The sequence below is a fragment of the Pseudomonas sp. zjy_15 genome, from assembly GCF_043101865.1.
GTDB classification, from domain to species: domain Bacteria; phylum Pseudomonadota; class Gammaproteobacteria; order Pseudomonadales; family Pseudomonadaceae; genus Aquipseudomonas; species Aquipseudomonas putida_Y.
This window is the reverse complement of sequence record NZ_JBICII010000034.1, coordinates 14,725-36,557: the sequence shown is the minus strand read 5'-3', so window position 1 is coordinate 36,557 and position 21,833 is coordinate 14,725. Positions and strand designations below refer to the sequence as shown.

At 61.7% G+C, this 21,833-nt stretch carries 18 protein-coding genes and 1 pseudogene; 13 read left to right on the top strand and 6 right to left on the bottom strand.

Translation table 11 applies throughout. The annotated features are described in order from the left end of the window. Positions 1-22 precede the first annotated feature (22 nt). The gene (locus ACF8EF_RS06130) at positions 23-1,189 is read right to left on the bottom strand and encodes an N-acetylmuramoyl-L-alanine amidase (RefSeq protein WP_339444258.1); all 1,167 of its coding nucleotides are present in this window, start codon (positions 1,187-1,189) and stop codon (positions 23-25) included. 129 nt (positions 1,190-1,318) lie between these two features. On the opposite strand from ACF8EF_RS06130, the gene ACF8EF_RS06125 reads away from it, so the two are divergent. From ACF8EF_RS06125 to folE2, 4 genes and pseudogenes are all read left to right on the top strand, one after another. Further along, complete coding sequence (locus tag ACF8EF_RS06125; RefSeq protein ID WP_020190656.1) at positions 1,319-1,720, top strand: Fur family transcriptional regulator; 402 nt, start codon at positions 1,319-1,321, stop codon at positions 1,718-1,720. A 46-nt stretch (positions 1,721-1,766) separates the two neighbouring features. Continuing rightward, positions 1,767-2,039, top strand: a pseudogene (locus tag ACF8EF_RS06120) (GTP-binding protein); the annotation flags it as partial. Beyond that, complete coding sequence (locus ACF8EF_RS06115) at positions 2,002-2,199, top strand: GTP-binding protein (protein ID WP_256122356.1); 198 nt, start codon at positions 2,002-2,004, stop codon at positions 2,197-2,199. The pseudogene ACF8EF_RS06120 and the gene ACF8EF_RS06115, both read left to right, overlap by 38 nt. Positions 2,200-2,249: 50 nt before the next feature. Then, positions 2,250-3,155, top strand: a complete 906-nt coding sequence (gene folE2, locus ACF8EF_RS06110) for a GTP cyclohydrolase FolE2 (RefSeq protein ID WP_392460683.1) — start codon at positions 2,250-2,252, stop codon at positions 3,153-3,155. Here folE2 and ACF8EF_RS06105 read toward each other — a convergent pair. Further along, positions 3,152-4,474 carry a cation:dicarboxylate symporter family transporter gene (locus ACF8EF_RS06105; RefSeq protein ID WP_176684182.1) on the bottom strand — a complete coding sequence of 441 codons (1,323 nt, stop codon included), beginning with the start codon at positions 4,472-4,474 and terminating at the stop codon, positions 3,152-3,154. The genes folE2 and ACF8EF_RS06105 overlap by 4 nt on opposite strands. A gap of 158 nt (positions 4,475-4,632) precedes the next feature. Then, on the bottom strand, positions 4,633-5,046 hold the full coding sequence (locus ACF8EF_RS06100) for a VOC family protein (RefSeq protein WP_103444420.1): 414 nt from the start codon (positions 5,044-5,046) through the stop codon (positions 4,633-4,635). Between the two features lie 101 nt (positions 5,047-5,147). Here ACF8EF_RS06100 and ACF8EF_RS06095 point away from each other — a divergent pair, with 101 nt between their 5' ends. The 7 genes from ACF8EF_RS06095 (at position 5,148) to ACF8EF_RS06065 (ending at position 14,471) form a co-directional block, all read left to right on the top strand. Beyond that, a complete protein-coding gene (locus tag ACF8EF_RS06095) occupies positions 5,148-6,020 on the top strand; it encodes a LysR family transcriptional regulator (protein WP_176684181.1) in 873 nt (290 codons plus the stop codon). Positions 6,021-6,051: 31 nt separating this feature from the next. Next, positions 6,052-7,335, top strand: coding sequence for a DUF2254 domain-containing protein (locus ACF8EF_RS06090; RefSeq protein ID WP_392460682.1), 1,284 nt, complete (start codon positions 6,052-6,054; stop codon positions 7,333-7,335). 127 nt (positions 7,336-7,462) lie between these two features. Then, the gene (locus ACF8EF_RS06085) at positions 7,463-7,852 is read left to right on the top strand and encodes a DUF2946 family protein (RefSeq protein WP_176684179.1); all 390 of its coding nucleotides are present in this window, start codon (positions 7,463-7,465) and stop codon (positions 7,850-7,852) included. A 71-nt stretch (positions 7,853-7,923) separates the two neighbouring features. After that, positions 7,924-10,077: a TonB-dependent receptor gene (locus ACF8EF_RS06080; protein ID WP_392460681.1), complete on the top strand. Its 2,154-nt coding sequence runs from the start codon at positions 7,924-7,926 to the stop codon at positions 10,075-10,077. A gap of 328 nt (positions 10,078-10,405) precedes the next feature. After that, complete coding sequence (locus ACF8EF_RS06075; RefSeq protein ID WP_176684177.1) at positions 10,406-10,813, top strand: DUF2946 family protein; 408 nt, start codon at positions 10,406-10,408, stop codon at positions 10,811-10,813. Between the two features lie 81 nt (positions 10,814-10,894). Continuing rightward, positions 10,895-12,946, top strand: a complete 2,052-nt coding sequence (locus tag ACF8EF_RS06070; RefSeq protein ID WP_176684176.1) for a TonB-dependent receptor — start codon at positions 10,895-10,897, stop codon at positions 12,944-12,946. Positions 12,947-13,412: 466 nt separating this feature from the next. Continuing rightward, on the top strand, positions 13,413-14,471 hold the full coding sequence (locus ACF8EF_RS06065) for a GGDEF domain-containing protein (protein ID WP_176684315.1): 1,059 nt from the start codon (positions 13,413-13,415) through the stop codon (positions 14,469-14,471). A gap of 16 nt (positions 14,472-14,487) precedes the next feature. On the opposite strand, the gene mhpT is transcribed toward ACF8EF_RS06065, so the two are convergent. After that, a complete protein-coding gene (gene mhpT, locus ACF8EF_RS06060; RefSeq protein ID WP_392529024.1) occupies positions 14,488-15,729 on the bottom strand; it encodes a 3-(3-hydroxy-phenyl)propionate transporter MhpT in 1,242 nt (413 codons plus the stop codon). Between the two features lie 37 nt (positions 15,730-15,766). Continuing rightward, on the bottom strand, positions 15,767-17,158 hold the full coding sequence (locus ACF8EF_RS06055) for an alginate export family protein (protein ID WP_176684174.1): 1,392 nt from the start codon (positions 17,156-17,158) through the stop codon (positions 15,767-15,769). Between the two features lie 260 nt (positions 17,159-17,418). Between ACF8EF_RS06055 and ACF8EF_RS06050 the strand changes: the two genes are divergently transcribed. Together ACF8EF_RS06050 and ACF8EF_RS06045 are read left to right on the top strand one after the other, a co-directional pair. Next, on the top strand, positions 17,419-19,083 hold the full coding sequence (locus ACF8EF_RS06050; protein WP_392460679.1) for an arylsulfatase: 1,665 nt from the start codon (positions 17,419-17,421) through the stop codon (positions 19,081-19,083). Beyond that, complete coding sequence (locus ACF8EF_RS06045) at positions 19,080-20,102, top strand: formylglycine-generating enzyme family protein (protein WP_176684172.1); 1,023 nt, start codon at positions 19,080-19,082, stop codon at positions 20,100-20,102. Before ACF8EF_RS06050 ends, ACF8EF_RS06045 begins: the two co-directional genes overlap by 4 nt. Here ACF8EF_RS06045 and ACF8EF_RS06040 read toward each other — a convergent pair. Beyond that, a complete protein-coding gene (locus ACF8EF_RS06040) occupies positions 20,083-21,828 on the bottom strand; it encodes an acyl-CoA dehydrogenase family protein (protein WP_392460678.1) in 1,746 nt (581 codons plus the stop codon). The two genes, ACF8EF_RS06045 and ACF8EF_RS06040, sit on opposite strands and share 20 nt — an antisense overlap. Positions 21,829-21,833 lie beyond the last annotated feature (5 nt).

Here is a 21,833-nt window from a genome sequence, read left to right as displayed (position 1 = left end):
ATTGCAGGACACGCAGCGTGGATCACGCCTGCCCCCTGGCCGCGATCAGGCTGCCAGCCGGTGGTTTCTGGCGGAAGTAGCTGTCCAGCCCGGCGAATATCGCCTCCGCGACCTTGCGCTGATGACGGGCATCATGCAACCGCCGGCAATCTCCGGCATTGGAAATGAAACCGGTCTCGACCAGGATCGAGGGTACTGCCGCCGACTTGAGCACGGCGAAACCTGCCTGTTCCACCCGCGCTTGATGCAGGCCCGACACCTGCCCAAGCTGCGAGAGCACCTGATGCCCGAGATCCAGGCTTGTGGCGATCGTCGAGTTCATCGACATGTCCAGCAGCACGCTGGCGACCATGGGGTCGCGCTCGCGCAGCTTGATCGGCAATCCCCCGGCGACCCTGTCGGCATCGTTTTCCCGCTGCGCCATCCAGCGCGCCATCGACGACGTCGCGCCCCCTTGCGACAAGGCGAACACCGATGCCCCAGACGCCGTGAGTCGCGGTGCAGCATCGGCATGCACCGAAACGAACAAGTCCGCGTTCAGCCGCTGAGCGAGTTCGGCGCGCTTGCGCAGCGGAATGAAGACATCGTCACTGCGTACCAAGCGTGCCTTGTAGCCTTTCTGTGCATCGATGCGCTTGGCCAGCAACTTGGCGATCTGTAACGCAACGCGCTTTTCCTGCTCGCCCTTGGCCCCTACTGCACCGGGATCTTTGCCACCATGCCCGGCATCTACCACGATCAACAGGTCGCGCTGTCGCGCCAAGGGCTTGGCAGCTACCGGCGCAACGCCCACCGGTGGCCCAGTGAGTACCCACTCCAGGCCATGCCTCCCGGTGCTGAGCGAGCGGACTTCGCCGCGCACTGCCGAGTCGGCCAGGTCCAGCACGATACGCAAGTCACCGGACGCGGTGATGCCACTGCGCACGGCTGTGACGGCAGTGCCGTCCAGGGCGAGATCGTTCAGTGACGCCTGCAGGCTGGCCTGAGGAAGATCAAGAACCAACCGCGGTGGCGCCGCGAGGCTGAAATGCTTCGCCGCCACCGGCCCGGTCAGCTCCAGCGACACCTTGGTGACGCTGCCCGACCGGCTCACCCAAACCCGTTTAACCGCCTGCCCGGCTTGCGCCGCAAGAGGCAGCGGCAATGCCAGGCATGCAAGCAGTAATTTCAGCACTCGGCGACGATCCATATGCACTCCCATTGACCTGCGAACCAGCGAAGCCTCGGGCAATTTTGCTAGCCATTTTATTATTGTTACTTTATAACATCCCACATCCAGAACAAAATAAAGACTGCCCGCCAACGGAAGGAGACCTGCATGCAACTGACCAGCAATCAGCAACGTGTCCTGACGGCGCTTCAGCAAGCCGACAAGCCGCTCAGTGCCTACGCCATTCTGGACAGCCTGCGCAATGAAGGTGTCAGGGCGCCGACGCAGATCTACCGCGCGCTGGGCCACCTGGCCGAGCAAGGGTTGATTCATCGGCTGGAGTCTTTGAACGCTTATGTCAGCTGCACCTGCCCAAGCCAGTGCGAAGCAGGTTTCAGAGCGTTCGCCATCTGCGACAGCTGCGGCCATGTCGATGAGTTCAACGTACCGCACCTGAACCAGGCCCTGGGGCACTGGATGAAACAGAACGTGTTTTCGCTGTGCAGCTCGGTCATCGAGCTGCACGGTAAATGCGCCGCCTGTACTCGCCGTGATGCAGGCGAGGACTGAGCAGAGCCGCACGCATGCGCACCACCCTTTATCATGAGGCCTCCCGATGAGCACCCCTGTCCCCCCTACCAACGAAGCCGCGCGGCTGCCCGTCACTGTACTTTCCGGCTTCCTCGGAGCGGGCAAGACTACCCTGCTCAACCATATTCTGAACAACCGCGAAGGCCGGCGAGTCGCGGTGATCGTCAACGACATGAGCGACGTGAACATCGATGCCGCGCTGATACGCGAGGGTGGCGCCGAGCTGTGACGCACCGACGAACAGCTGGTGGAGATGAGTAATGGCTGCATTTGCTGCACCTTGCGCGAAGACCTCCTGCTCGGCTACAGGAAATGCGCGGCACCCACACACCCGAAACGGAAGATACGGCATCGCCAGCTTCGTCTACCGCGCACGCCGACCTTTCCAGCCTGACCGCTTCTATGCGCTAGTCGAAAGCGAATGGCCTGGGGTGGTGCGCTCCAAAGGTTACTACTGATTCATACGCCTTGCTGCCACGTGCAAGGCTCCCACCACTGGATATACATGATGAGCTCAGCATTACCCGATGTTTCCGTCACCGACCTGGCCCCCAGCCTCAGCCCACTGCAATGGGTCGGCATGCAGGGTATCGACCTGCCGGTAAGGATCCAGGAACCGACCTACCAGCGTGAACTGCACGCGCGGGCGGATGTCCAGGTCGACCTGCCGGCACCGCATGTCAAAGGCATTCACATGTCCAGGCTGTATCGCCTGCTGGACGCCTGGGGGCAGGCTGCGGCGGTGTCGCCGGCAAGCCTCTTTGCGCTGTTGCAGGAGATGATCGACAGCCATCAGGATTGCGAAAGCCGCAATGCCAGGTTGCGCCTGGATTTCGACTTGCTGGTTCGCCGCCCTGCACTGGTGACCGAGGGCCTCTCTGGATGGAAGTCGTACCCGGTTCACGTGTTCGCGACGAAGGTCGGCGGGGCGCTGAACCTGAGTATCGAGGTCAGGATAGGCTACTCCTCGACCTGCCCGTGCTCGGCCGCTCTCTCCCGGCAGTTGATTGAGGACGGCTTCCTGCGAACCTTCAAGGACCAGCCACTGCTGGAAGCCAGCGCCGTCGCGCAGTGGCTGCGCAGCAACGCGTCGCTGGCGACGCCGCATAGCCAGCGCAGCGAAGCTCGAGTGCGCGTCACGGTGCCTGCCGATGCTCCGGATCTCGGGTTGCTGGCCTTGATCGACCAAGTCGAAGGCGCTTTGCGCACGCCGGTTCAGACCGCCGTGAAACGGGCTGACGAACAGGCTTTCGCAGCGCTCAACGGGCAGAACCTGATGTTCGTCGAGGACGCTGCGCGGCGCATACAGGTATGCCTTAGCGCTTATCGCGACACCCAGGTGCACGTCCGCCACCTGGAAAGCCTGCATCCGCACGACGCCTCGGCCTGGTCTACCCCGCAGGCCCCTGGCTAAGCCGGTTTGTCGACGGTTTCGACGAAAACGCCCGCAGCAACCGTCGTCGCCTGCGAACGCTCCTCGGCAGCTACCATCGGGGCAGCAGGCATCCGGTATTGGTTCTCCCACTTCGCCACAACCAGAGGCGCCAGTGCGTTGCCCAAGACATTCAGCGCCGTGATAGGCATGTCCATCAAGCGATAGACTCCGGCGATGAACGCAATACCTTCCACAGGCAGGCCGGCACTGGTCAGCGTAGCGGTCAAGATCACGAACATGGCCCCCGGAACGCCGGCTGCGCCCTTGGAGGTCAGCACCATGATGATGATCAGCATCGCCTGGTCAGCCAGGCTCAGGGGAATTTCATAGAGCTGCGCGATGAACAGCGTGCCGATGCCCACGAAAAGCGATGCGCCATCCAGATTGAAGGAATAACCCGTAGGGATAACCAACGTAGCAATCGAACGCGGCGCACCGTAGGCCTCGACCTTTTCAATCAGCTGGGGCATGACAGTCGCCGAGGCGGCAGTACTGAACGCCAGAATCAACTCATCCTTGATCGCCTTGATCAGGTCGAAGATGTTGATCCCTGCAACCTTCGCGATGCCGCCCAGCACGACCACGCCGAACAGAATGACCGCGATGTAGGTGACGGCAATCAGTTTTGCCAGAGGCAGCAATGCGGAAAGCCCGAAGTTGGCGACCGTCACGCCGATCAGGCCAAAAATCCCGATGGGTGAGTAATGCATCACGATATGCGTCACTTTGAACATCGTCGCGGAAATGGCATTGACTACCGCGATCAGCGGCATTTTTTTCTCTTTGTCCAGAGCACTTAGCCCAAAGCCGAACATGACCGAGAAGAACAGGACAGGCAGCAGCTTCCCTTGCGCCATTGCACCGACGATATTGTCCGGGATGATATTGAGGATGACTTGACCAAATCCTGTGTTCTCCGAGGTAGACGGAAGCAAGAGCGTTTGGGTGTTTGCAAGGGTCGTCAAGTTGGCCCCTACGCCCGGCTGTGCAAGGTTGCCAACCAACAGGCCACAAACAATTGCGATGCTGGTCACGACAAAGAAGTAGAACAGGGCTTTCACCCCTACCCGCCCTATCGCCTTGTTATCACCATTGCCTGCGATCGCGCCGACCATGCACGCGAATACGAGGGGTACGACAATCATCTTCATCATCTTGATGAAAATATCGCCGACGGGTTGCAAAAGGTTGCTGGTTATCCAGGCTTTGTACTCTGGAAAGAAATTGAGAAATGCCCCCACTACAACTCCGAGCACAAGACCTGCAATAATTCTAGTCACCAGACTAGTCTTCGCCATACGTCCTCCAGTTATTATAATTTGGACTGTACATTGGCCGGCAAAAATGCCAAACACATCGTTGGAACCTTTTATTTTTATTGAGTGGCCACTCACCGATACACGCCTCTTACCTCACGCAGACAAAGCGGGAGGCGCGTGCCGGACGTTTTTGCCAATCAGGTGGCAAATACACCTTCAAAGTCCTTGAACCCTTTGATCTCGATCGGGTTGCCACTGGGGTCCAGGAAAAACATCGTTCGCTGCTCCCCAGGTTGGCCAGGGAATCGTACAACCGGCGGTATGTCGAACTGCACACCATGAAACGCCAGGCGGTCTGCCATCGCGAACCAGTCATCCAGATGCAGCACCAAGCCGATATGCGGCATCAACACTTCATGGTCGCCGACTTTGCCGGTGCGGGTCGTTGGAAAAGGAACACCTTTGTGAAGCGAAATCTGGTGACCGAAGAAATCGTAATCCACATAAGTTTCACTTGTGCGGCCTTCTTTGCAGCCGAGAATGTTACCGTAGAAGTTACGAGATGCTTCGAGATCTGTAACATGGTATGAAACATGAAATAACGATTTCATAACTAACCTCTTGGGTTTCTGATAGAACTTTTGGGGAGGTTAGCGTAGCCTCGCGCACGTGCTAAAGCGCATTTTTCCATCTCTCAGCGAAAGGAAATGTTTTGGACACTCGATTTCTCGAAAGCCTGATGGCAGTAATAGAAACTGGCTCGATTGCAGCGGCGGCTCGACGGGAAAACCTGACAGCACCTGCAGTCAGCCAACGTATACAAGCACTCGAGAAATCGCTGGCGTGCGAACTCCTGAACCGCAGCGCACATGCTGTCGAACCGACCGAGAAATGCCTGTCGTTGTTGCCGAAGATTCGAGATCTGATCCAGGGGGCAGCAGAGCTGAAAGAAGATCTGGACACCAGTTGCCTATCCGGTTATCTCAAGATCGGCGCGATTTCTACGGCGTTGACAGGCATATTGCCGGAGGCCATGAATCAGCTATCAAGCATTGCCCCGCAATTAAGGCTGCGCATCACGCCAGGGGACTCGCGCAGTCTTTACGAACACGTGGCTTCCGGAGCGCTTGATGCGGGAATCATGGTATGTCCGCCCTTCACTGTCCCTAAAACCTTGCGTATGCAGGTGCTTCGAGAAGAACCCCTGATGCTTTTGACCAAAGACCCCATTGACAAAAGCGACGTCCGCTCGACGATTCTTGGGCGAAACCTGATTCGATATGACTCAAATGCCTGGGGTGGGCAGATTGCACAGCAATACCTGGATGACAATAACCTGCAGCCCGACGTGCTGTGTAATCTGGATGCGCTAGATGCAATCCACATCATGGTCGCAAAAGGCATGGGGGCTTCTGTTGTCCCGTACTGGGCGGGATTGAAGACTGACGACGTACATGCAACACCCGTGTCGGAGGCTGACAGCTACATGCGCCAGGTCGTCCTGCTTTACAAGTCCACCCCCAGAAGGCCTAAAGCTGTGGAGGTATTGAAGGAACAGCTTATGAATAACTGCAACTTCCCATAAGGGCCTACACTCTCGGCAACAGGAGGTCTTCATGATAGCTCGCTGGCGTTGGTTGGCTACGAGAATTGCCAAGCGTCTCTGGTTCAGAGCAACGCTTTTCTCCCTGTTGGGGGTGGTTACAGCGTTGGTGGCCGTGGTGCTCAAGGATGCGGTCCCCGTCACCTTGCCTGCCCGTATCGGTGCAGATGCGGTTGACAAGATATTGGGCATCATCGCCTCGAGCATGCTTGCCGTCACGACGTTTTCGCTGAGCACAATGGTCTCGGCCTACAGTGCCGCCAGCAGTGGTGTAACCCCGCGCGCCACTTCGTTGGTCATGGAGGACGCCACGACCCAGAACGCTCTGGCCACTTTTATCGGGTCCTTTCTCTTCAGCCTCGTCGGTATCATTGCACTGAGCACCGGAGCCTACGGTACACAAGGTCGTGTAGTGCTTTTCACCGTGACGATTGCGGTTGTGGTTCTGATCATCTACACCTTGCTGCGCTGGATTGATCACCTCTCCAAACTAGGGCGCGTGGGCGAGACGATCGACCGTGTCGAAAAAGCTGTGATCAAAGCCATCGAGCAGCGTGTTGAACACCCTTGCCTGGGCGGTGCAGCCTACCCGCCTGACTTCAAGTTTCCTGGGGTAGCCCATGAAGTGAAAAGCAGCCAAACCGGCTATGTACAGCACATCGATGTCCTTACGCTAAACAGGATTGCGACGGACACCAAGATTCGAATTTATCTCGAAGTCCTGCCTGGCACCTTTGTCCATGAGGGTATGGTGGTGGCACGGGCCGTGGCCGTGAATGGCGAGCCGCTCAATGACAATGGCGCGCTGGACCTCGAGATTTTCGCTGCCGTGACCATCGGCCTCAGGAGAACGTTCGAGCATGACCCGCGCTTCGGGCTTTCGGTGTTGTCAGAGATCGCCTCGCGAGCGCTGTCCCCTGCGGTAAATGATCCCGGTACAGCCATCGACATCATTGGGCGCGGCATTCGCTGCCTGACGTGTTGGGGGAAACTGCATCCCGTAGCGCAAAGCACGGATAACGAATGCCCGCAGGTCTATGTTCATGCACTGCTGGCGGATGACCTGTTTGACGATTTTTTTGCACCGATCAGCCGGGACGGCGCGGCTTTACAGGAGGTCAATCTGCGCTTGATCAAAGCCCTTGTCAGCCTGGCGCACATCAACCCCCGTGCATTTCAACCCGCCTGCAGCCGGCATGCCGCGCGATTGCTTGCGCACGCGGGCAATGGGCTTGTGCTGCAACAGGACAAGGACGAACTCCGCGCTCTCGCTGCCGAACTCATAGGTGTTCAATAAGTCTCGTGCGCCTGTACCCGATTGAATATTCGCGCTTGAAAAGTCCCCCTGTTCAGATGCTTCAGAAGATGTAGAATCCGTCGCCAACTCCAAACCTGATCATTCCGTTGTCACGCCGAGTCCCGTCATGAAGCTGGCCCACCACACACGATCACAGGTCGCCTGGGTGCTGTATTTCAGCATCCTGTTCGGCTCGTTGTTGTGCGCCATGGGCCATGGGCAAATGGCCGGGTTGCGCCTGGCTGGCATGGATGATGCCGCTTGGTGCACGGCTGACAGCAGCGGCATGTACCAAGGTGAGCAAGACTTAAGCGATCCGGCCCTGCCTGCTGGCGGTGACTGCGTGATCGCCAGCCTGTTCAGCGCCACGCTGCTGGCCGTATTTTTCGGCCTGCTGACCCTGCTCGCCGGCGAGCCGGGCAGCCCCTTACCCAACCAACCTCCGCCACGCCTGCCCAAGCAGCGTTGGCCACTGGTCAATCCCCGCGCCTCTCCTGCTTCGCTTCTCGCGTTCTGACATCGCCACGTCCCCGTGCCGCCTGATCGGCAGCGGACGTGTGCTCACCGATTTCAGCCAGGAAGCCTTGCATGTTCCGCATGACCACTTTGGCGCTGCTCGTTGGCAGCGCAACCTGTGCCTGGGCGCAGGATGACACCCTGACCCTGCCGGCCAGCAATGTCACGGCCACAGCCAATCAACCCAAGGAGGCAACCAGCCTTGACCTTGATCGCCCCATCGAAAGCGGCTCACGGCTGAACCTCAGCGCCAGGGAGAACCCCGCTTCCATCAGCGTTGCCGACCGCAAGACCATGGAGCGCATCGGCGCACGTAACTTCCAGGACGCCGCCAATGCACTGCCCGGGGTTAACGCCTCGGCTCCGCCCGGCTGGGGCGGATATGTGTCGTACCGAGGGTTCAACGGTGCCCAGATCAGCCAGTTGTTCAATGGCATCAATTTGCAGTATGGCGGCGCGGCGCGCCCGGTGGGCGCCTGGATCTACGACCGCGTCGAATTGCTCGGCGGGCCATCCTCCTTCCTCAACGGCAGCGGCGCTGTCGGTGGCAGCCTCAATTTCATCACCCGGCTGGCAAGCCGTGACGAAGACACCTTCGAAGGGCGCGTCAGTTATGCACGCTACGACACCATGGAAACGTCGGTCGCCTTCAACAAGGCGCTTAACACGGGCGACGGCCCGCGCCACTATGCCCGCCTCGACTACAGCCGCACCAGTACCAACGGCTATATCGATCGCCAGGAGAATGGGGCCGGCAACCTGGCTTTCTCGCTGCTTAGCGACATCAACGATCAGCTCTCGCACACGCTGGCCATCGAATACCTGGAAGAGCAAGAGGACAGCCCCTACTGGGGCACACCGGTATTGCAGCCACTGGTCGGTACCTTGCACATCGACAAGCACAACCGTTTCAACAACTACAATGTCGAAGACGGTCGCTACGAGCAGCGCACCCGGTGGCTGCGCTCGATCACCGACTACCGCTTCGACGACAACACCCAACTGCGTAATACCTTCTACCACTACAACGGCCAGCGCGATTACCGCAATCTCGAGGTGTATCGCTACAACGCCGACAACAGCGCCATCGCTCGCTCAGGCGGCTATCGCCAGCGGCACGGCCAGGAGGTCAACGGCGACAGGCTCGAGCTGACCCATCAGGGCCAGTTATTCGGCCTGGCCAGCGACTGGGCGATCGGCATGGACTACAGCACCAACCAGCAAACCAACTACCCGCTGTCCAAGGGGGCGTTCGACACGGTTGACCCGAACGGCTTCGAACCCGGGCACTTCCTCGATATCCCCGGTATGGACGCGCCCATGACCAAGGGCAGAACCACCACCACCGACACCACCTCGGCCTTCGTCGAGAACCGTACCCGCCTGACCGATCAACTGTCGTTGATCACCGCGTTGCGCTACGACCATATCGACTTCGACGTGGTCGACCATGTGGCGCGAGCCAGGCTAGACCGACGCTGGGACGCCATCACCGGTCGCCTGGGCCTGGTCTATGACCTGACCTCCAACGTCAGCCTGTACACCCAATACAGCACCTCGGCAGAACCGCCAGGCGGTACCCTGACCAGCGCCTCGATCAGCCAGGTCGGCGACTTCGACCTGAGCACCGGCCGTCAGGTCGAGGTAGGCAGCAAGTTCGACTTCCTCGACGGCCGCGGCTCGGCCACGGCAGCGGCGTATCGCATCGTGCGCAAGGATATCTCCGTGCCCTCCTCGACCGTGCCCAACACCACCGAGCAGGCGGGCCAGCAGACCTCCACCGGCATCGAGCTGACAGCCTCGTTCAAGGTCACGCCCAAGCTGCTGGCGGCAGGCAACTTCAGTTGGGTGAATGCCGAATACGATGAATTCAACGAGACCATCGGCGGCGTGGTGTACTCGCGCAAGGGCAAGAACCCGGTCAACATCCCCGACCGCGTGGCCAACCTCTGGTTGACCTACGACCTGGCGCCCGGCTGGCAGGTCGGGGCCGATGCCCGCTATGTCTCATCGGTGTACGCCAACACCGCCAACACCGCATGGGTACCGTCGTACACCGTCTACGGGCTGTCCATGACCCACGACCTGGACAAGCACGTGCAAGTCAGCGCGCGGCTGCGCAACCTCACCGACGAGGTGTATGCCCGCTTCATCCACCAGACCAACACCCAGTACTACCTGGGTGAACCGCGCAGCCTCGAAGTCGTTGTGCAGTGGCGCTACTGATGACACCGACCGGGCGCCTTTCGTGTTTGGCTGCGACCGAAGCGATTGCCGCTGTTCTCTGAAAAACAAAAGCCGGGACGGTAATACGCCCCGGCTTTTGTTTGGCCCGATGAGAACCCTGCCAAGCATAAAACACCGGAAGGGATAGCCACTCTCTTGGACTCTGCATTCCAATAAAAAACCTGAGCCGAACGTTCATGATGGCCGCCTGCATGCGCAGTCGTTGAGCCCTCAGCGTGGTACGCCCGCGACAAAATGGCGCACCACGGAACTTGTACAGCCCGCAACGGATGCGGCTTAATGCGCGCCACGTTCGTTCGGGTGACTCATGCTTTCACGTGCTCGTGCACATCTTTGTCTGTTCGCCTGCTTCGCCCTGCTGTTCAACCTGCTGGCGATGCCGCTTGACCGTGCCTTGCAATCACCTCGCCTCGACAGCCAGTCGTTGATTCTCGGCAGTTTCTGCAGCCTGCACGGTGCCCAGAGCCTGCCCAAGTCACTGTTGGCCCAGCTCAAGGCAGACCTGCCGCAACTCGACCATTCCCCTGAACCCAAGCACCAGAGTGGTGACTGCTGTTGTGGCCATGCCGGCCATGCCTTGGCAGGCGGTGATTACTACCGCCATCTGTTCCCCCGCTACTGGCCGGCCGACCTTCTACTGGGAAATCGTCATGCCTTGCCGCTGCCGCGAGAACAGTGGCCTCGGCTGAATCCCCGCGCCTCACCCCTGGCCTGAACCGTCGCTGCTGTCTTGTGGTCATGGCGTGCGCTGCACGACGCCTGACCTTGCCCGACCGTTTTTGCCAGGAAACCACACATGCCTGCGTTCCGTTGTACCGCACGCGCCGTACTGCCCGTGCTCGCCTTGTTCGGCCTCAACCCGCTGTCACTTGCCATCGCTGAAACACTGCCTGCCGAAAACTCGGTACTCACCCTCGGCGCGGTCAATGTGACCGGCACCAATAGCGGCCCCTTGGCGACGACCAGCGTGCTCAGTTCGGTGGATATTCTGGGCGGTGACATCCTCGAGGAGATGCCGGTTGCCTACAGCTGGGAGCTGTTCCGCCGGGCACCGGGGGTGATGCTCACCGAGTTCAACCAAGGCACCACCTCCGGCAAGCTGTCGTTTCGCGGCTTCAATGGCGAAGGCGAAGTGAACGCGGTCAAGTTGCTGATCGATGGCATCCCCAGCAACACCAACGACGGCAACATGCCCTTCATCGACTCGGTGTTCCCCATGGACATCGACAGCATCGAAGTGGTGCGCGGCACCAGCGACCCGCGCTATGGCCTGAACAACATCGCCGGCAACGTCAACATCAACACGCGCACCGGCGGCAACTACAACAAGGCGCGCCTGCGCTACGGCAGCTTCAACACCCGCGAGGTGCAACTGGCCAAGGGCATCGAGACCAGCAACTGGACGCAGAACTACTTCTTCGCCCGCCAGCAGGTCGACGGTTACCGCGACCATGCCGACACCGAACGCTACAGTTTCGGCGGCAAGTGGTTCTATACCCCTGACGATGGCAGCTACCGCCTTGGCCTGATCGCCCGCCACTACGAGTCCGAAGCCCAGGAGGCCGGCTACCTGACCGAGGATGACGCCCGCCACCACCCGCGCATGAGCAATGACTACAACGCCACGGACAAAGGCACGCGGCGAATGAACCAGGTCAGCGTGCACTTCGACACCGACCTGGCCGAGACCCTGTCCTGGTCGGCCAAGACCTACCTCAACACCTATGACGACCGTCGCTGGACGCAGTACTGGCGCACCAGTTCACAGCAGGAACGCGACACCTACGAAGATCAGTACGGCGCCATCACCTCGCTGACCTGGCGGCCACAGGTGGACTGGCTGCACGCCTTCGCGCTGGAGGGTGGCAGCGATGTGCAGAAGCAACAGAACCGTAGCGAGCGCTACCGCACCGTGGAGCGTGTACGCCAGGCGCAGACACGCGACCAGGACTTCGACTTCAACACGGTCGGTGCCTATGTACAGGCGGAGATCGAGCCGTTCGAATCGCTGAAGATCGTTCCGGCCTATCGGGTGGACAAGATCAGTGGCGACTTCACCAACAAGATGACCGGGCAGGACTACGACATCAACGACTACGGGCTGATCAAGCAGCCCAAGCTCAGCATTGTCTATTCGCCGTGGAAGTTCGCCAGCGTTTACGCCAACTGGGGCCGCACCTTCCAGGTCGGGACGGGCGCCGCAGCCTACAAGGTGCCGCCGCGCAACGAGGACCTGGCCCCGTCGATCAACGAAGGCTGGGAAACCGGCGTCAAGTTCACCCCGGCCAGCTGGGTCGATGGCCGCGTGGCCTATTGGCGTCAGGACGCCTCTGGCGAAGTGAGCCGTCGCCTGAACGACCCGAGCGGCGAGTCGGACAACGTCGGCGAAACACGCCGCTGGGGCTATGACCTGCAGGTCAACCTGCACCCGGACGAACGCACCGAGGTGTGGATGTCCTACTCCTGGCAATACTCCAAGATCCTTGAGCCCAGCAGCGCGTTACCAGGCAGCAAAGGCCAGGAAATCGATCACGTGCCACATCACCTGTGGAACACCGGCATCAGCTACCAGGCCACCCCTGCCCTGCAATTGACGGCCTGGATGAATGGCCAGACCAACTACTACCTGGAACGCGAGAATACCCAGGGCCGGTATGGCGGTTACGTGCTCACGAACCTTGGCGCGACCTACAAGGTCAACGAAACGGTGAGTGTCGACCTGCAGTTGAAGAACCTCACCAACCGCTACTACGAGTACGTGTGGTACGACCCGGACGGTGCGGATGCTTCCCTGCACTCCCCGGGTGACGGTCGTGCACTGTATGCCGGCGTGACGTTCGATTTCTGAAAGCCTGCACGTTGGTCGGCGCCAGTGGTTCGGGCAACGCCCTAAGCTGCCTTGGCTTGCTCGACCACTTGTTGGCCGTCGCGATCGATTGGCTTTCGAATTGCCGGAAAACAGGCTATGTTCGTGATACGGAACTTGCGAGGGAAACCTGGCCTTCGGCCAAGGAAGGGATCCGCGCAACGACATGAAATGCGGAAAACGTCGCAGGTGCCGTAGCCGTGGTGATAGCCAGTTCTGCACTGCCACTACCTACCGCAACGCTTTCTGAATCCAGCAATCAAACATGGCGAAGGGCATCACATGTGAACGCCAGGAGGCTTTTCCAAGGCGCCATCAAAGTGCAGGTATCCGCTACCGGTCACGAGTGGCGTCACCAGCCATGACAAACCTTGATCCCCGCGATGAAATAGCGCACTCCGTACGGACGGATCGGCTCGAGCAACTGTTCGTCCAGTCAGCGCCTGCGGTGCTTGGCAGCTTCCTGGCCGCCGTAATGCTGTGCTGGTTGGGCTGGGAGCGTTTCGACCAGCAAAGGGTCATCGTCTGGATGACGTTGTTGGGCCTGTCGACCGGCGTGCGTGCCGCCATGTTCTTCGCCTATCTGCGAGCACCGGCCAACCAGCGCACAGCCGAACGCTGGGAGTGGCGTTACTGGGTCACGCTGATGCTGTCGGCGGCCATCTGGGGCTGGGGCGCCTTTGCCGTAATGCCCGCCGACGACGCGCTGGGGCAGACGCTGATCATGCTGTTTGCCGTGGGCATGTCTGTCAGCGCGGTGTCGTGCTACTCCTCCTACCGCAACATGACCCTGGTGTCGATGGGCCTGGTCCTGCTGCCTTCTACGGGCTGGCTACTGTTGCAACCTTCCACGCTGCAACAAGGGATAGCCTTGGCGGTATTGGTGTTTGCCTGGTTCGTGGTCAGCGCGACGCGAAGCCTGTCCTCGGCATTGACGACGGCCTGGCGCCTGAAACACGAAATGCAACGCGCGCATCGGCTGGCCATGGTGGCCTCGTGCACGGACGAACTGACTGGCCTGAACAACCGACGTGCTTTTTTCGACAACGCGTCGACGCAGCACGCCCGGTGCAAGGACGCAGGTGCATTCATGGCCGTGTTGATGCTGGACGTCGACTATTTCAAACAGATCAACGACACGTTCGGGCATGCCGCAGGCGACCAGGTGCTGCAGCGCATCGGTGCAGCGATCAGTGCCAGCCTGCGTGACAACGACATTGCCGGCAGGCTGGGCGGCGAGGAGTTCGCCATCCTGCTGCCCAATACGCCGCCAGACACGGCGATTGAGGTTGCCGAGCGCCTGCGGGCCCTGATAGCCAAACTGCGTGTAAATGAGCAACACCCGGTCACCGCAAGCATAGGTTTAGCGTTCGCGAAGGCCCCTGCCACCGAGCTCAGCGCCTTGCTCAGCAGCGCAGACAGCGCCATGTACCTTTCCAAAGTATCGGGCCGTAACCGGGTCACGGTCGCCGAACCGGAGCAGGAGGCATTGCGCAAGCAGCACTAGCCCATCCAGGGAGTTGCTATGCAGGGTCCTGGGCCGCAGTCTCACCCGCCTCCGGGCGTTGCGTGCGGGTTCGGTGTTTCAGCAGCGCACGTGCCGCCCACGCCGCGAGCACCAGCCCCGGAGCCGCGGCCATCAGCAGCCCCCCCGCACCTGCGCCTGCTGCAAGGATCTGCCCAGCCGCCAGAGGGCCGGCCATGGAACCCAGGCGCCCCACCGCCACCGAGGCGCCCAAGCCCGTCGCGCGCACCTGGGTCGAATACAGCGTCGGCGCCAGCGCGTACAGCACCAACTGGCCACCAATGGCGCAATACCCCGCAGTGAACCCGGCCAGCAACATCAGACCAAAACTGCTCGACAGCCCCAGCCCTGCCAACGACGCCAGCATGCCGGCGTAGGCGATCAATACCGCCCGCCCGGCAAACCCACGGTCCATCATCCGACCGGTCAGGAACGATCCAGCCGCCCCACCCAGGTTGAACAGGATCTGCACGGCGCCCGCCTGCGGCCGGCTGAAGCCTTGGCCGATCAACAGCGACGGCAGCCAGTTGAGCAGCATGTACAACACCGTCAAGGTGAAGAAACATGCCACCCACAGCAACAGCGTGCGGCTTGCCTGCTGCGGCCCGAACAATTGCGCAAGCACACCCTCACTGCCCGCCTTGGCAACGCCTTGGGCACGGAATGCCTGGGACTCTTTCAGCCAGATCATCAACACAAAGGCGATCACGATCGGTGCGACGCCGCCGACGTAGAACACCGTACGCCAGCCGTCGCCCACGCCGGCCATGCCGATCAGCGACGCAACCGCCCCGCCTAGCGGCACACCACAGTAAGTCAGGCTGACCGCTGTGCTGCGCAGACGCTCGGGCGCCGCCTCGCTGGCCAGGGCGATCAGGATTGGCAACGCCGCCCCCAGCCCGAGCCCTGTCATCAGCCGCGCGATCAACAGCGAATCGTAGCTTTGGGCATGGGCGGTCCCTAGCGAGAAGCCGCCAAACAACAGCACCGCCACGATCAGGATCGCTTTGCGGCCCAAGCGGTCTGCCAGCCAACCGCCGATCAGCGCGCCGGGCAGCAACCCCAGCAACCCGGCACTGAATACCCAACCGAGCATGGCCGGGGTCAGGTTGAATGCCTTGGCCATGTGCGGCGCGGCGATGCCGGTGGCCTGCAGGTCCAGCCCTTCCAGCAAGGCAACGAGAAAACACAAGCCGATGGTGAGTACGGCCTTGCCCGATGATGCAGATGAATGATGCATGTGTGGCCCTCTGTTGTTGTTGTTGTCGGTCGGGTGTTCAAAGGCGGAACGTGGCACGTACGGTGACGAACGACGAGTTTTCGCCGCCGGCATCCTTGATCGCCGAGCCAACGTCGTAATACTTCAGGTCAAGGTCCAGCGTCAGGTTGGGAGTGGCAAGCCAGCGTGTGCTGGCGCGGTAGATGGTACCGACATGGCGCCCCGTGCCACGGGTGTTGGCCAGCATGCTCATGCCGGGCATGTACACGCCGTCTTCCTCACGCTGTTTCCACACTTGGAAGATGCCCGGCTCGATGCGCAGCGTGCGCCAGGGCGAGAAGCCGAAGGTCGGCCCCACCACGATGATGTTGCTCAGGGTGGTGAGGCTGGCTTCGCCATAGACACCATTGCGTGGGTAAAGCGGGTCGAAAGTGCCGACTTTTCCGTCGCCCAGGTCACTGTCGCCACTCGCGGCATCGATGCGCATGCCCAGGCGCGGTTGCCAGGGATGGATGAAGGTGAAGCCGCTGTCGCTCGACAGCGCCCAGGCGCGGATCGACGCGTTACCCAGGTGGCCGGTCTGCCCAACGAGGTTCCAGCTCCAGTCCAGTGCCTGATGGCGGCCGAACAGCCGCGTGCCGAAGGTGTAGCGCTGCTCGTCACCCGACTCGCCGGCCAGGCTACGGTCGTCGGTTTCCAGGCCAAAGGCCAACAGGTCCATGTTCCAGGACGCCGACAGCGGCAAGGTACCGTAGAGCCCGTAGAATTTGATGTTGTTGTTGCTGCCGTCGTCCCAACTGTCTTCACCGATTTTCAGCGGGCGCATAGCGAATGCATCCAGCTTGCGTCCGTCCTTGAGGTTGAGGCTGGCGCGCACGCCGTCGAAGCTCAGGCGGATGTTCGGCGAATCGCGGTAGGTGACCAGCATCTGGTCGCCAAAGCCCATCTCCTGGCGACCTACGCGTGTGGTATGGCGCCCTGCGGCGAAGTCGTAGTTGAAATCGACGAAGGCCTGTCGTACTTCATTACGGCTTTCATCATTGGGCGAGTACAAGTCCTTGCCGAAGGCGCGGGTATTCTCGACCTGGACGAAGGTACGCACGGCATCGTCGAACAGGTGCAAGTCGGCATGGGCCTGCAGCCGTTGCAGCAGATAGGAATCGTCGTTCAGCCCGCGCAGGCCAAAGAAGGGTTTGTCCGAAGCATCGGCTCGGTAGCGGGCCTCAGCCCCGAGTTGCAGCCAGGCCGACTCTGACAGCCGATGGTAGCGCAGGCCATCGAAGGGGGCCGTGGCCTTGGCGGGGTCGTCGAGAAAGCGGTAGTCCTCGATCCAGCGAGGGGCCCCTGGCCTCCCCGGCCGGCTCTCTTCGAGCGGGCTGGCCGCGTGGGCGGACTGGCACAGCGAAAGCACTATGAGGGGCAGGCAGACCCCGTTCAACGGCTTGATCATCAGAATTTCCCTTCACTTGTTTTTATAATTGTTCTTACAAACTGGATAACTCTGTTAACGATTATTTTTGTTAACCATATGCGCCGTCAATAGCGTTCTACACGTGTACGAGGAATGATCAACATCAAGCGTTCGCTAATCGCACACTTCTGCAGCGCACGGCTGCGGCATTCATTCATCCGTCGCTAGAATCCAGGGCGCACGGTCTATTCATAGGCCATGCGCTACTTTGAGCCCATTACAAAAACAAGAGTCCCCCCATGAATTGCCTCCGCCCCCTTGCCGCCCTCGGCGTGCTCATGCTCGGTGCCAGCCACGCCATGGCCGCACCAACCGTTAAACAACCAAACATTTTGTTGGTGGTCGCTGATGACCTCGGCTTTTCCGATTTGTCGGCCCTAGGCAGCGAAATCCAGACGCCCAACCTGGACAAACTGCTGGCTGACGGCCGCCTGATGCTCGACTTCCACGCGGCGCCCAGTTGCTCGCCGACCCGCGCGATGCTGATGTCCGGCAACGACCCGCACCTGGTCGGGCTGGGCATGATGTCGGAGACGCGCAAGCGCCTGCCGGCCGGTGCAGAGGTTCGCGCCGGCTACGAAGGCGTGCTCGGTGCCAATGTCGCGACCCTCGCCGAACTGCTGCATGACGCCGGCTACCGCACCTACATCGCCGGCAAGTGGCACCTGGGCATGCAACCGGCCCAGCAGCCACACAACCGCGGCTTCGACCAGGCCTATGTGCTGCTCGAAGGCGGCGCGGCGCACTTCAAGCAGGCCAATATGGACCTGCAGTCGAACTACAGCGCCACCTATCGCCACAATGGCGAGCCGATCGCGCTGCCCGACGACTTCTATTCCACCACCTGGTACACCGACCGCCTGATCGACGCGATCGACCAAGGCAAGGCCAGCAACAAACCGTTCTTCGCCTTTGCCGCCTATACCGCGCCGCACTGGCCGCTGCAGGCGCCGGATGCGTACCTGGCGCAGTACCGAGGCCGTTACGACCAAGGCTACGAAGTCATCGCCCACGAACGCCTGAAGCGCCAGCGTGAAGCCGGCCTGGTGCCCGCCGACTTCCCCCTGCAAGCACAATTGGAAGGCGTGCCGAGCTGGGCATCGCTGAGCGATGAACAAAAACGCCAGTCCGCACGCACCATGGAGGTATACGCCGCCATGGTCACAGCGCTGGACACCGAGGTGGGGCGCCTGGTGGAACACCTGCGCAAGACCGGCGAGCTGGAAAACACGATGATCCTGTTCATGTCCGACAACGGTCCGGAGAACGCCACCCGTGTCGATCCCGAGTGGATCAAGGCAAACTTCGATAACCGTCTGGACAACTATGGCCGCCGCGATTCGTTCCTGATGATCGGCTCGGCCTGGGCCCAGGTCAGTGCCCTGCCCAGCCGTCGCTACAAGATGACCACCTACCAGGGGGGCATCCGCGTACCGGCCTTTGTCTACTACCCGGCCACCATCAAGGCCGGCCGCAGCGAAGAGCTGGCCAGCGTCCGCGACATCATGCCGACCCTGCTGCAACTGGCCGGTGCGCCGATGCCCGGCGTCAACTACCGCAACCGCGATATCGTGCCGCCGCAAGGCACATCGGCGCTGAACTACCTGCAAGGCAAGGACAGCCAGATCCACGCCCATGACGAAGCCCTGGGCTGGGAAATCAACGGCAGCGCCTCGTTGCGCAAGGGCCCACTGAAGCTGGTGTGGGATGCCACCGACAGCAAGCCGAGCTGGCACTTGTATGACCTGCACAAGGACCCTGGCGAGCACCACGACATCGGCGCAGGGCACCCCGAGCAGGTGGCGCTGATGCTGCGCGACTGGAAGGCTTATGCCCAGCGCGGCAACATCGCGATCGATGCCGACGGCCGTCCGGCCAGCCCAATCCTGGTCAAGCAGCAATGATCGCTCGGGCAGCCGGCTGCGCAGCACTCGCCGCCGGCCTGCTCGCCGCCTATGCACTGTGGCCACAGGCCCCGGCGCCGGCGCTGCTGTGTGCGGGCTACAGCGGCCTGCCCGCGCAGCGCCAAGGCCCTTGGCGAGACGGCATGGTGCATGTCCCAGGCGGCGAGTTCAGCTTTGGTTCAAGCCGCTTTTACGACGAAGAAGGCCCGCCTCACCCTGCCAAGGTGTCTGGCTTCTGGATTGACGTGCATCCGGTCACCAACGCCCAGTTCGCGCGCTTCGTCAAGGCCACCGGGTATGTCACCCATGCCGAGCGCGGTACCCGTATCGAGGACGACCCTGCCCTGCCCGACGCGCTGCGGGTTCCGGGTGCGATGGTGTTTCATCAGGGTGCGGACGTGCTAAGCCCCGGCTGGCAGTTCGTGCCCGGCGCCAACTGGCGACACCCGCAAGGGCCGGGCAGCAGCCTGGTCGGGCTGGACAATCATCCGGTGGTGCAGGTCGCCCTGGAAGATGCCCAGGCCTATGCCCGCTGGGCAGGCCGCGAACTGCCCAGCGAGGCGCAGCTGGAGTACGCCATGCGCGGTGGCCTGACCGATGCCGACTTCAGCTGGGGTAGCACCGAGCAGCCCAAGGGCAAGCTCATGGCCAATACCTGGCAGGGCCAGTTCCCCTATCGCAATGCGGCAAAGGATGGCTTTACCGGTACATCGCCCGTGGGTTGCTTCCCGGCCAATGGCTTTGGCCTGTTCGATGCCGGCGGCAATGTCTGGGAGCTGACTCGCACGGGCTATCGGCCAGGCCATGACGCACAGCGCGACGCCTGGCTCGACCCCTCAGGCCCGGCCCTGAGTGACAGCTTCGACCCGGCAGACCCCGGCGTGCCGGTGGCGGTGATCAAAGGCGGCTCGCACCTGTGTTCGGCGGACCGCTGCATGCGCTACCGCCCCTCGGCACGCCAGCCGCAGCCGGTGTTCATGACGACCTCGCACGTGGGTTTCAGAACGATTCGGCAATGAATGGCAACGGCGTGGCGGCCGCGTCGATGGCCGCCACCTGCCGGTCGAGGTCGGGCAGCAGGTAGCTGAGAAAGAACCCAACGCTTTCCTGCTTTTCCCGGCGCTGCGCCGACCCCTCTGGCAACACCTGGATGCAACGGGCGCTGCGGGCCCAGGCGAAGGCCTGCAGCGCCGTTGCGCACAACTGCAGGAAGTCGCCTGCGGCGCGGAACGGAAATTCGGGATCGCCCGCGGTCATCGACAGCACCTTGGCCAGCGCTGCCTCCAGCGTATCGCACGCACTGCCCAACGCGGTGGCAGCTGCGCCAGCGTCCGCAGCGGCCTCGGTACGCAACTCACACAACAGCAGGGCGAAACCGTCCCCCCCATCGCCCAATACCTTGCGCAGCATCAGGTCATTGGCCTGTATCTCGTTGGTGCCTTCGTAGATCATCGCGATGCGGCTGTCGCGCAAGGTCTGCTCGATGGCAAACTCCTGGGTGTAGCCATAGCCACCGAACACCTGCAGGGCCTGGCTTGCCAGGCTGAACCCCTGCTCGGTGAAGGCCGCCTTGATGATGGGCGTCAGCAGCGCCGCCAATGTCGCGGCCTTCGCCCGTTGTGCAGGCTCGACGGCGGCTTCGGCGATATCCAGCCACTGGGCCGTCCAGTAGGCCAGCGCGCGCATCCCCTCGGTACGCACCCGCAACTCCAGCAGGACCCGCCGCATGGCCGGGTGCAGGTGGATCGGGTCGGCGCCTTGGGCGCCTCCCTTGGCCCGCCCCGGGGCAGTCATCTGACGCCGCTCCAGGGCATAGTCGCGGGCCTGTTGCCAGGCTGCCTCGGCATGCCCCAACCCTTGCAAGCCAACATGCAGCCGCGCGGAATTCATCATCACGAACATCGCCGCCAGGCCACCATGGGGCTGACCCACCAGCCAGCCGCGGGCGCCCTCCAGGCGTAGTGCGCAGGTGGCGCTGCCACGGATGCCCAGCTTGTGTTCCAGGCCGTCGCAGTACAGCGAATTGCGCTGGCCATCCTCCAGCCATTTGGGCACCAGCAACAGCGAAAGCCCGCGGCTGCCGGACGGCGCATCCGGCAACCGGGCCAACACCAGGTGGAGTATGTCGCGGGTCAGGTCGTGTTCGCCGCCAGAGATGAACAGCTTGTTGCCACTGACCGCGTAGCTACCGTCGCCCAAGGGCACGGCGCGGCAGCGCAACAGGCTGAGATCGCTGCCGGCCTGGGGTTCGGTCAGGCACATGGTAGGCAAGGTGCCACCGCTGACGATGCCCGGCAGATAGCGCGCCTGCAGCGCGGCGGATGCATGGGTTTTCAGGCACAGGTAGGCGCCGTGGGCAATACCGGTGTACATGGCCCAGCCATGGTTGCTGCCGAACAGCATCTCTTGCAAGGCCGCCTCCAGCACTAGCGGCAGCCCTTGGCCGCCAAGCGCCGGGGCGCATGCCAGGGACGGCCAGCCACCGTCGACATAGGCGCGATAAGCCGCCGGAAATCCGTCCGGGGTGCGTACCTCCCCGCCCGCCATCTGGCAGCCCTGACGATCGCCCGAACTGTTCAAAGGGGCCAGCACCTGCTCGCAGAAACGGGCCGCCTCTTCCAGTACCTGGGCCGCCAGGTCGAGGTCGACGTCGGCGTACGCCGGTAATTGCGCCCAGGCCTGATCGGCCCGCAGCCAGTGTTGCAAGACGAACTGCATGTCGCGCAGGGGCGCCTTCCAGGTCATCGGAT